This is a genomic window from Fibrella rubiginis, assembly GCF_017353185.1.
Classification (GTDB): Bacteria; Bacteroidota; Bacteroidia; order Cytophagales; family Spirosomataceae; genus Fibrella; species Fibrella rubiginis.
In genome coordinates, this window is record NZ_JAFMYV010000009.1 from 174,802 (window position 1) to 186,445 (window position 11,644).

General features: G+C 55.9%; 9 protein-coding genes. 6 read left to right on the plus strand and 3 right to left on the minus strand.

Annotated elements, in window-relative coordinates; translation table 11 throughout:
- Positions 1-3: 3 nt before the first annotated feature.
- Together J2I47_RS17755 and J2I47_RS17760 are read right to left on the minus strand one after the other, a co-directional pair.
- Positions 4-3,768 carry a sensor histidine kinase gene (locus tag J2I47_RS17755; protein WP_207365938.1) on the minus strand — a complete coding sequence of 1,255 codons (3,765 nt, stop codon included), beginning with the start codon at positions 3,766-3,768 and terminating at the stop codon, positions 4-6.
- A 58-nt stretch (positions 3,769-3,826) separates the two neighbouring features.
- Complete coding sequence (locus J2I47_RS17760; protein ID WP_207365939.1) at positions 3,827-4,150, minus strand: iron-sulfur cluster assembly accessory protein; 324 nt, start codon at positions 4,148-4,150, stop codon at positions 3,827-3,829.
- 97 nt (positions 4,151-4,247) lie between these two features.
- On the opposite strand from J2I47_RS17760, the gene J2I47_RS17765 reads away from it, so the two are divergent.
- The 4 genes from J2I47_RS17765 to J2I47_RS17780 all read left to right on the plus strand — a co-directional run bounded on the left by J2I47_RS17765 (position 4,248) and on the right by J2I47_RS17780 (position 8,617).
- Complete coding sequence (locus tag J2I47_RS17765) at positions 4,248-4,772, plus strand: DUF7935 family protein (RefSeq protein WP_207365940.1); 525 nt, start codon at positions 4,248-4,250, stop codon at positions 4,770-4,772.
- Between the two features lie 98 nt (positions 4,773-4,870).
- A complete protein-coding gene (locus tag J2I47_RS17770; protein WP_229374717.1) occupies positions 4,871-6,262 on the plus strand; it encodes a Gfo/Idh/MocA family protein in 1,392 nt (463 codons plus the stop codon).
- A 22-nt stretch (positions 6,263-6,284) separates the two neighbouring features.
- A complete protein-coding gene (locus J2I47_RS17775; RefSeq protein ID WP_207365941.1) occupies positions 6,285-7,373 on the plus strand; it encodes an endo-1,4-beta-xylanase in 1,089 nt (362 codons plus the stop codon).
- A gap of 29 nt (positions 7,374-7,402) precedes the next feature.
- Positions 7,403-8,617, plus strand: coding sequence for an AGE family epimerase/isomerase (locus J2I47_RS17780; RefSeq protein ID WP_207365942.1), 1,215 nt, complete (start codon positions 7,403-7,405; stop codon positions 8,615-8,617).
- Positions 8,618-8,646: 29 nt separating this feature from the next.
- On the opposite strand, the gene J2I47_RS17785 is transcribed toward J2I47_RS17780, so the two are convergent.
- The gene (locus tag J2I47_RS17785; protein ID WP_207365943.1) at positions 8,647-9,837 is read right to left on the minus strand and encodes a Gfo/Idh/MocA family protein; all 1,191 of its coding nucleotides are present in this window, start codon (positions 9,835-9,837) and stop codon (positions 8,647-8,649) included.
- Between the two features lie 180 nt (positions 9,838-10,017).
- Here J2I47_RS17785 and J2I47_RS17790 point away from each other — a divergent pair, with 180 nt between their 5' ends.
- Positions 10,018-10,659, plus strand: a complete 642-nt coding sequence (locus tag J2I47_RS17790; protein ID WP_207365944.1) for a (2Fe-2S)-binding protein — start codon at positions 10,018-10,020, stop codon at positions 10,657-10,659.
- Positions 10,656-11,630, plus strand: a complete 975-nt coding sequence (locus tag J2I47_RS17795; RefSeq protein ID WP_207365945.1) for an FAD binding domain-containing protein — start codon at positions 10,656-10,658, stop codon at positions 11,628-11,630. The genes J2I47_RS17790 and J2I47_RS17795 overlap by 4 nt, the downstream gene beginning before the upstream one ends.
- Positions 11,631-11,644: the final 14 nt, after the last annotated feature.

The window sequence follows — 11,644 nt, forward strand, 5'->3', positions numbered from 1 at the left end:
TGCCTAATTGTGAACGGGCCGGGTCTGACTGACCAGTGGTAGCGCAATGAAAAAGGAAGTGCCCACGGCTTCCTGCGTTTCGAACCAGATGCTGCCGCTGGCGTGTTCGATGCCGCGTTTCGAGAGGGCAAGGCCAATGCCGTTGCCGCCCTGCTTGGTGCTAAAGTTGGGCAGGAATACTTTACTTCTGATGTTTTCGGGAATACCCACGCCGTTGTCATGTACTTCAATGTTGGCGTTGCCGTCGGTGGTAAACAGGCGCAGGTCAACAACGGGTCTTTTTCCCTCTTCCACCGACTGTATGCCGTTGATGATCAGGTTGGTGAAGATGCGCATGAGTAGTTGCCGGTCGCCCATAATCCAGACAGGGCCCGTTTCAATCTGCCGACGGATAACTACGTGCCGGTCGTCATTGTAGAGGTCTGCCACCTTGTTCAGTACCGACGCCAACTCTACGAGTTCATTTTGCGGCAGGGGCATGTTGGCAAAATCGGAGAAAGACGTGGCAATGTCACTGATGTTGTTTATCTGGTCGAGGAGGGTGTCGAGGGTGCGGCTCACAGCCCGGTCGGTTACGGGGTTCATACCCGGCAGGGTACGTTGAAGCTGTTGCAGGGTGAGCTTCATGGGCGTGAGTGGGTTCTTTATTTCGTGGGCCACCTGCTTGGCCATCTCGCGCCAGGCCGACTGTTTTTCGCTCTGCGCCAATGACACTTTACTTTCTTCCAGCTTGGCGAGCATGCGGTTGTATTCTTTGATCACCGCGCCTATTTCGTCGTCCGATTTCCACTCGATGGTCTGGTTGAGCCGGTCGAGGCTGGTACGCCGAATTTTGTGCGTAAGCAGCCGCAGTGGACCGGTGAGACTGTTTGAGGCGAAGTAAGAGAGAACTAAGAACAGCAAAAACAGGGCCGTAAACACGCTCAGCGCCGAAGACACCACGTCGAGCAGCTGACGGTCGAGTTCGGGGCGGGCGTAGAAGTAGGGAACACTCAGGATGCCAAGCAGCTTGCCGTCATACGCCTTTATGGCGGTGTAAACGGTGCTGAACTGTTTGGTACCCAGCGACTCGTTGAGCAGCTTCTGGGTTTCCTTGTCTTCTACAATGTGAATGAAGGCACTTGGATTGATGTACTTCGACAGATGGCCACTCTCATACATCAGTGGCCGGGTTGACGTATACAACTGTCCGTCTGTATTGAACACGTTAATGTCGATGTCTGCATCGCGGGCAATGGTCTGAAGCTCCTGCTCCATAGACTCCTTGCTGCGTAGTTTTTTCTGGGTTTCTTCCAGATAGGTCCAGAAGTTAGACGCAATGTTTTTGGTGTTACTGAGGTAGTTGGCCTGTTGGTTGCTGATGTAGTTGGCACTGATGACGCCCAAAATGATGAGCACTACCAGCAACAGGGGCAGGAAAAAGGCCACGTTCAGCAAAATCTGGATTCGCGTGGAGTAATTAATACTGAAACGCGACAGACCATACTGCACGGCATAGAGCACAATAACCATAATAACCGACAGCACCAGCAACAGGTACAGGAAGGAGAAACTGGCCAGTACAGCCTGGTAGGGGTAAGCCTCAGACGAGACCACCAGCGTTCGGTTGTTGGTTCCTTTGATACCCAGGTGATCATACCCTTCAACCGAGATGCCCTTGTCGTAGAGGGCCGGATCGGTGAGCAGCGCCACGGGTAGCTTGCGCTCATAGTTATAGCTACCTGTACTTAGCAGCAACCGTTGCGTAGTGGGCCTGCCCATGGCTGGTGTAGAGCCCGTACTGAAAATAGCGTAGCTGTAGTCGCGCATGGCCGGCGACTGGCTTAGCTTATCATCGACCAATAGCTCAGGATACACGCTGCGGGGCGTTTCACTCCGTAATTTGAGGTCAAGCACGACGTAGCCAATCAGGGTGCTGTCGGCATCACGGATATTGATGAAACTGACGTATTCTTTCAGGAAACGGTTACCTACCTCATTGGCAAAATACAGATTTGGGTACTGCGTCTTGTAGGCGGGCTGCTGAAATCGCTGTACCAGTGAAGCCAGTGATACGGCATCGTTGAGCAGATCGAGCGGGTGCCCGCCGCCATCAAATGACGATACCTCTACGTCATATTTGTCGAAATAGCGGTCGAGGTGGGCTATTTTCACCCGCTTCTGAATACGGGCATGTTTCAGCAGCGAATCGGTCTGGAAAATGCGACGGAGCGTAGGGTCATTGTCTATCGAGGCCGAGGCTTTGTGGAGCAGAAATTCACCAAACTGGTCATTTTCGGCCAGCAGTTGTTTGCCAATATCCTGTTTGGTGATCAGGTCTTTTTTCAGGTGCTGGCTATACACTACGGTAGCCGCCGTGGCGGCGCAAACGAAGCTGCCTAAAAACAGGTACAGTGACGTTTTGTAGCGAAAGGTGTAGAGGTAGCGGGGAAAGTTGCTCAGATATAAGCCTAAAAAATAGGCCATATTCAGGAGGCAGACTGGTTCGGTGGGTAGTTCGAACAACAGCCACACGCTGACTGAGATCAGGGTGCCAACCAGAAAAATAATCAGCCCCTGCCACCGCTTTTCATTCAGCCGAAGAAACAAACTGGCCAGTATGTGTTGCGTAAGGAAATACAGCAACGACAGGACGACAAAGAAAAGGAGGCTGGCTATTTTGAGTGGCGGGAACTGAATGCTCAGCGACAGGTCGAGTGTATACTGCGATTTTTCGTAGAGCGCGTTTAACTGGTTTAAACACAGGTAGTAGACGTAGTTGCTGCAAAGGATGAGCGCAAACGAAATGGCTGCACGCCCCGGCAGTGGCAGGTGAATAACCCAGAAGTAAATCCTTGACCGGTAGAAGGTCATCCCCATATGAAACGCCAGCGCCACCAGGGCAAGGCTGTTGAGCAGCAGGTCGCCAAGGGAGGGCGACAGCTCGGAGGCGGCGTAATATTTGGCGTTGAAGAGATCACTCTCAACAAACAAAAACGGTACTCCTGTATAGAGCATCAGCCCCCGGAGCAGAAGCAGGTAGCAGAGCAGCCACAGGAAACCCAGTTCATATTGCCGTTTGCGGGCCGCCCAACTGATGCGGCGCATCACGTAGATACCCAGCAGCAGTACGCCCAATGTGGCCAGAATAACCGTGTTGACGGGGGTGCTGTGGTTGTGGTAAGGGTCGATGCGGGGGGGCACAACGGAAAACAGGAATACGGGCGTATCGTCATACACGTTCTGGTAAGCTGGCCCGCGCTGGGTGGTGAGCGTGAGCGGGTCGTGCGTGAACAGGCTGGGGTTATAGCCCGATTTTAGGTAGTTGTTGGTGCTTGTGTAGCGACGGTAGACCGGCACCATCGAGACCACAACGAATGAATCGGGCTTGACAAGCACGGTTTTACGGCTCACCACAAATTGCCCCTGGTCAAACTCAACCACGCGGGGCAACGTCACGTCGGCCACGCGGGCGTAATCGGGAATAAAGCGGTTGTCGGACCAGAAGAGAAGTCTGCGATTTTTGAAGATGAAATAGGGGTACTGGTAATCTGACTCGTATAGCGATCCAAAGGTGAATTTTGGTGATTGTTTGAGTTTGGCCACCACCTGATTGAGCTCGGCGTGGCTGGTTTGCATCTCGGCTTTTACCCGCTCCTGCACCGCCACTACATATTGCTCGTCGGTGGCACCGGGGGCATCTCGTTCCAGAAACGTGTAGCAAAGCACCGAAAGTCCGAACGCCAGCGCAGCCAGCAACAGGAAGATATGTCGTTCGAGGAAAGCCACTGAGTTGAGATATGAGGTCTGGTTTTGGTACATTTCCCCTAAAATCGTGCCATGATTCTTACTGGACTATCTGTTCGGTTGATGCTGTTGCCAGGGGGCGGTCTACCACAAAGCCCCACCCTTCTTCCGATTGTTCGAAGCCGATAATGGCGTCGAGTACATAAAGAAGATGCCGCCGGTCAATGATTACCCGTATGCCGTCGACGAGATAAAGCTCATCGGTGGGGCCGGGCAGGTCGAAACCCAGCAGCCATGAAGCCCCGCAGCCACCCCCACGCACCCCCACCCGCAAACCATACTCCGCCGGAATCTTTTGGGTATGCAGGGTATCCAGAATTTGGGTGCGGGCTTCAGGCCGGATACTGACGGGACTACTAACCATGGGGTGAGCTGATTGGATGAAAAAGCCGCTGGGGCCAATATACCGGGGCAGACAGCCCCAACGTTACCTTTACGCTAAATTACGAAAAGACCCGCGTATGACCGTCCTCAGCGACTTTGTAAAACTACTGGTGCCTGCCGCACTGGTGCTCTATGGTATGTACCTGACGGTGAAATTACTCCTTCAGCGGGAAGCCGACCGCCACCAGAATGAGGTAAAACAACGCTACTCAGACACAGTGGTGCCCATACGCCTGCAGGCCTACGAGCGCATGGTCCTTTTTCTGGAACGCATCAGCCCCAACCATTTATTGCTCCGCCTGGGTAATTCTGCCGATACCGCCCTCGATCTGCACCAGACGCTGCTGCGCGAGATCCGCGACGAGTACAGCCACAACCTGTCGCAGCAGGTATACATGTCGCAGCAGGCCTGGGATCAGGTGCAAAACGCCATGAACGACGTAACGACGCTCATTAACCAGGCTTCTGGCGATGTTCACGCCGATGCCCCTGCCATTGAGTTGTCGAAGCGTATTTTCGAGCGCATCGTGCAGCGTGACCGCCTCCCCACTGCCGAGGCACTCCGCACGGTGAAAGACGAAATCCAGACGATGTTTATGTGAGGAGGAAAGTTGTCTTGAGGAGTCTGGAAAATCGAAGAGAGGAGTGCTGATAGTCTGGAAAGTCGCAGGTATAGCTTCAGGGTAGCAAATTACCCACTATGACTTTCCAGACTATCAGCACTCCTCTCTTCGACTTTCCAGACTATATGATCAGACGTGATTTTATCAAGCAGGCGGCTGCCGGTTCGGCGACCCTGGCCGCTGGCGGAACAATGGCCTCGTTTTCGGCCAAAAGCTACAACCGCATTATTGGTGCCAATGACCTGGTTCGGGTAGCGACCATTGGGGTCAACAGCCGGGGCAATAGCATGGGTGGCACGTTTGCCGGGCAGCGAAACGCCGAGGTCGGCACGGTCTGCGACGTTGACGAGCGGGCTATTCCGAAAGCCATTCAGACCATCTTGAAAACAAAACAGACCCTGACGCCCAAAGCCGAACGGGATTGCCGCCGGGTGCTCGACGACAAGTCTATTGATGCCATCTACATCGCCACACCCGACCACTGGCATGCACCGCTCGCCATTATGGGCTGTCAGGCGGGTAAGCACGTGTACGTAGAAAAGCCCCTGAGCCACAACCCCCACGAAGGTGAACTGGCCGTGGCTGCTGCCCGGAAGTACAACCGCGTGGTGCAGATGGGTGCTCAGCGGCGGTCGGCCCCGGTGCTGACTCAGGGCATCGAACAACTGCACAAAGGCATCATTGGCCGGGTGTACCTGGCCAAAACCTGGTACACCAACAAGCGGAAAGCCACCACACTCAGGCCCGGCACCGTACCCAGTTGGCTCGATTATGACCTGTGGCAGGGACCGGCCCCACGTGTGCCCTACAAAGAAGGCTTAATCCATTATGACTGGCACTGGTTTTGGCACTGGGGTACGGGCGAGGCCCTCAACAACGGTACCCACGAAGTCGACGTGGCGCGGTGGGGGCTGGGTGTTGACTTCCCCATCCGGGTTAGCTCGGTAGGGGGGCGGTATGAGTTTAAAGACGACTGGGAAACGCCCGACACGCAGGTGGTGATCATGGATTATCCGGGCCGGGTGTCGCTGATGTGGGAATGCCGCAGTTCGAACGGGCGCAAAATTGAGGGCCTTGACCGGGGCATTATTTTCTACGGCGAAAACGGAAGCCTCGACACGGGCGGCGACAGCTATACCGTGTATGACCTTGATGGTAAGAAGATTAACGAAGTAAAAGCCGGCATGAGTGAAGACGCCGTGCAGGGCCGCAATACGGCAAGCCCCAGCCTGGGTATGGATGCGCTGCACGTTGCCGACTTTCTGGACGCCATCAAAAACAACCGCCGCCCCAACTGCGACGTGGAGCTGGGCTACAAGAGTGTGCTGGCTATGCAGCTTGGCAACATTGCCTGGCGGGTGGGCCGCGACCTGCACATCGACCCCAAAAACGGCCACATCCTTGGCGACAAGGACGCTCAGAAGCTCTGGAGCCGCGACTACGAAAAAGGCTGGGAACCCAAAGTATAGGCCCAAAAACCAAGAGCACACGATGAAACGTAAAGGACTTGTGGCGAGAGGTGGAGCCGTTATAGTGGCGTTGCTGTTATGGTCAATGCCCTCAGCTGGTCAATCGGCGAAAGGGCTGAAGGACTACTACGCAGCCTACTTTCCGATTGGTGTGGCCGTTAACCCGCGCATGATGCAAAACGGGCCGGAATCAGCACTGATTTTGGCGCAATTTTCCAGCATGACGCCCGAAAACGCGATGAAAATGGGGCCTATTCACCCCGAAGAAAACCGCTATAACTGGAAAGACGCCGATGCCATTGTTCAGTTTGCCCAGCAACATGGGCTAAAAGTGCGGGGGCATACGCTTTGCTGGCACAACCAGATCCCGCCCTGGCTCTTTGTCGACTCGACGGGTAAGCAGGTAAGCCGCGACGTGTTGCTGGCCCGTTTGAAGCAGCACATCTCTGCCGTGGTGGGCCGCTACAAAGGTAAAATCTATGCCTGGGACGTAGTCAACGAGGCCGTACCCGACGGGGGCGATGCGCTGTATCGCCCCACCAAATTCTACGAAATTATTGGCGAAGACTACCTCGAGAAAGCCTTCCAGTATGCCCACGAGGCCGACCCGGCTGCCTTGTTGTTTTACAACGACTACAATACCGAGAATACCGTAAAGCGGGAACGCATCTACCAGTTAGTCAAAAAACTAAAAGACAAAGGCGTGCCTATTCATGGAGTTGGGCTACAGGGGCACTGGTCTATCCATGAACCCACGGCCCAGCAACTGGACGAGTCGATTACCCGGTTTGCGGGTTTGGGCCTGACGGTGCAAATCACGGAATTAGACGTGTCGATCCATGCCAAACAACACGAACGTCAGGAAGCAGCAGCCACGGCCAAGAGTGAATTCACCAACGAGTTGAACGACCGGCAGGCCGCGCACTATGCGATGCTATTCAAGGTGTTCAGAAAACACCGCGACAAGCTATCGGGCGTTACGTTCTGGAACCTGTCCGACAAATCGTCGTGGCTGGATAATTTTCCCGTTAAAGGCCGTAAAGACTATCCCCTGCTGTTCGACCAGAATTACCAGCCTAAAAAGGCCTATTCAGCCGTTGTGAATTTTTGACCTGTACAACACCGTAACAGACAGGTAGTATGACGGGTAGAACCGACACCATTGCCCCCGCGCTCTATCGGCAGCAAGTTGAAGCAGAGCTGACGAACATCCTCACTTTTTGGGCCACCCATAGCCTCGACAACGCGCACGGTGGATTCATTGGTCGCATCTCTGGCGAGGGGGTGCCCGACCCCGCCGCGCCCAAAGGCGGAGTGTTGAACGCCCGCATTTTGTGGACGTTTGCGGCGGCGTACCGGCACACAAAAAAGCCCCAATATCTCGTCCTTGCCGACCGTGCCTACGACTACCTGATGGCCCATTTCTGGGATAAGAAACATGGCGGTGTCTACTGGTCGGTGAACGCCGATGGCACCCCGCGCGAAACCCACAAGCAAGTGTACGGGCAGGCGTTTGCGCTCTACGGCCTGAGCGAATACTACCGCGCCACGGCCAGACCCGATGCGCTGAAGGCTGCCAAAGAGCTGTATGCCTGGATGGAAAAATACAGTTTCGACGGGCAGCGGGGCGGGTATTACGAAGCCACCAGCCGCGAAGGCGCCGTGCTGGACCGGTCGGCGTTGAGTGCCAATGAGCGCAATGTGGTGAAGACCATGAATACGCATTTGCATGTGCTGGAAGCCTACGCCAACGCCTACCGCATCTGGCCCGACGCCGGGCTGGCGCGCCAATTACGGAGGCTACTGCAAACCTTCCGCCAGCACATTCTGGACCCGCACACCTATCATCAGCGTTTGTTTTTTACCGCCGACTGGAAACCCACCGCCGACCTGGTCTCCTACGGGCATGACATTGAAGCGGCCTGGCTGCTGCTGGAAGCTGCCGAGCTATTAGGCGACAATATGCTGATTCAGGAAATGAAAATGGTGGCCGTGGAAATGGCACGGTCGGTGGGCAAAACCATAGAGCCCGACGGTAGCCTGCTCTACGAACTCAACCGCACCACCGGCCATACCGACACCCACCGCGAGTGGTGGGTAATCGCCGAAGCAATGGTTGGTTTCCTGAACGCCTGGCAGCTTACGGGCAACAAAACGTTCTATGAACAGTCCGTGCGCAGCTGGCAGTTTGCGCAGGAATACCTCCTTGATAAGGCAGGTGGTGAGTGGCGCTGGGGTGTCTTCGCCGATCATAGTCCGATGGTGAAAAACGACAAAATCGGCTTCTGGAAATGTCCCTACCACAATAGCCGTGCTTGCCTGGAAGTGATTGAACGACTGGGGGAAAGTCGATAGTCAATAGTCGATAGTCAACTGTCGACTTCTTAAACAACCGGCCATTTGAACGTGGATTGTAGCGCAACTCGCTGGCCCGTAGTGCCCGATTTGCGGGCGGCTTCGATGATGTCGAGCACGTGCAGCGCGTGTTCGGGCTGAATAAGCGGCTCCTTGCCTGTAGCCAGGGATTCGGCAATCACCGACGCGCCCATTTCCCACCGATAATCCCTGGTGTCGGTAGCGAAACGGTCGCCTTTTTCATTCTCGGTGGTGGCCATATCTACGCCGAAGGGTGCCCAGTCGTAGCCAATCAGGGCCAGATTTCCCTTCGTTCCCCAGACCGTGATCGTCGGTTTTTCCTGTCCTTTACCTTCATGGCCGTAGGGGTCGAAATAGTTGAAGCCGCACTGCACATGCGATAAAACGCCATTGCCGTGATCCAGGAGCACCATCGCGTTGTCTTCGGCCACCACCGGCACCGTGCCTTTATCGGTCGTGTGGCGGGTGGGTGTTACGATGCTCGTCATGGCCATCACAGCTTTTGCCGGACCCAGCAGCCCTGTTAGCGTAGCCAGATTATACACGCCCAGATCGGGCAAACTGCCACCCCCCTTTTCGTAGAAAAACGCCGACCAGTCAGGGCCGAGGTGGCCGTAGTGCGCGTGTGCCGCCGACACCTTACCCAACTTACCATCGCGGATGGCCTGCGCCATAAAGGCAAACTGCGGGCTTTGTACCACCGCCGGGGCACCCCAGATGCGCCGCTTTTTCTGGATTGCCAGTTCCAGCAGGGCGCGGCCCTCGCGGTAGGTATTGGCCATTGGCTTTTCACTCCAGACGTGCTTGCCCGCCAGCAGAGCCAGCCGGTTTAGCCGTCCGTGTTCCTGCATGTTGGTCAGGTTCACGAGCAGATCAAACGGTGCGCCAGCCAGGAGTTGATCAATGTGGGGGTAATGATCGAGCGGCGACCCGTCGGACCGTCTGTATTTGGCGGCGGCCTGTTGCGCCCGTTCAGGAATGATGTCGCAGGTGCTGACCAGTTCCACAAAGGGCGATTTGCTCAGGTGCGGCAGGTACATATTCGACACGCTCCCACAGCCAATCAGCCCCACGCGCACCCGTTTTTCGGGGGCACTGGCCAGCATCGAAGCCTGACCGGCAAGTGGGCTAAGTAGGGTAGCCGCGCTAAGGATGCCGGCCTGTTGTAGAAACTGCTTTCGGGTAGGAGAGGTGGGCATAGTAGATGGGTATAACTACACAGGATTTTGGTGAAAAGCGCCCTATAACCCCACTCTACTAGGCTGCGGAAAGGCCCACTACCCGGCATGCTGACTAAGTTATTTAGAACCTTCCCCGAATTGTCTCGTTAATCGGGCACAGTTAGGTAGAAACGGACTCAATGAGCACGGATAAGGGGTATGGCAAACGATAAAATACAGGTAGTTGACGGAAGTAACCGACGTTGGTTTCTAAAGCAGTCCTCGGCTATAGCGGGCTTGCTGGCGCTGCCACCACTGGTTACGCCAACAAGGACTATGGCAGCAACCACACCAGCAGCGGATACAGCACAAAAACAGGCTATTACGCTGAAAGTCAACAGAAAAACCTATAAGCTGGACGTTGAACCCCGCGAAACGCTGCTCGACGTGCTCCGCGAACGGCTCGACCTGACGGGTAGCAAAAAAGGCTGTGACCACGGCCAATGTGGGGCCTGCACGGTACACGTCGACGGGCGCACGGCCAATGCCTGTCTGCTGCTTGCGGTCATGCAGCAGGGGCGCGAGATCACCACCATCGAGGGCATCGCTCCCGGTGGCAAAACCAACGGACAGGAACGCTTACACCCCCTGCAGGCGGCTTTTATCAAACACGACGGCCTGCAGTGCGGCTACTGCACACCCGGCCAAATCATGTCGGGTGTGGCGGTGCTGCGCGACGGCCATGCCGACTCGCCCGCCGAGATCCGGGAGTGGATGAGCGGCAACATCTGCCGGTGTGGGGCCTACGCGGGTATTGTGGCGGCCATTGAATCGGTCAAAAAAGGAGATACCATCGGATGAAATTATTCAGCTACGCCCAGGCCACCAAACCCGCCGACGCCGTGCAACTGCTTGGTGCCCAGACCCAATCGAAGTTTATCGCGGGCGGCACCAACCTTGTCGACCTGATGAAATATGACGTCGAAAGCCCCGATCGGCTGGTCGACATCAGTCAGTTAGCCCTTACGCAGATAGACGCTACAGACAAAGGCCTGCGCATTGGCGCGTTGGCCCGCAACAGCGATGTGGCCGCCAACGCCCTGGTGATGAAGCAGTTTCCGCTGCTGTCGGAGGCCCTGTTGGCGGGCGCTTCGCCGCAGTTGCGCAACATGGCCACAATGGGGGGTAACCTGCTGCAACGTACCCGCTGCCACTACTTCTACGACGTTAGCCAGCCCTGCAATAAACGGGCTGCCGGGAGCGGATGCGGGGCCATTGGCGGCTACAACCGGATTCATGCTATTCTGGGGTCGTCGCCCAGTTGCATTGCCACCAACCCCAGCGACATGAACGTGGCGCTGGCTGCCCTCGACGCAGTGGTGCAGGTGACGGGTCCCAACGGCAGCCGGTCTATCCCCATTCTCGATTTTCATCGGCTACCGGGCAACACCCCTCAACGCGATACTGTCTTGGAAGCCAATGAGTTAATTACAGCCGTTGACCTGCCGACAACCGCCATCGGCGGAAAGTCGCACTACCTGAAAGTGCGCGACCGGGCTTCGTATGCCTTCGCGCTGGTATCGGTTGCGGCACGATTGGCTGTTGAAAACGGGGTCGTTCGTGACGTGCGCATTGCGCTGGGTGGGGTGGCGCATAAGCCCTGGCGACTACCCGACGTGGAGAAAAACATGGTGGGTAAACCCGCCACCGAGACTACGTTTCGGAGCGCGGCTAAAGCGCTGCTGGCGGGTGCCCAACCCCACGAACACAACGCATTCAAAATTCAACTGGCCGAAAACGCCATTGTAAGGGCGTTGCAGACAGTTAGTTAGGCAAGGCTGATGTG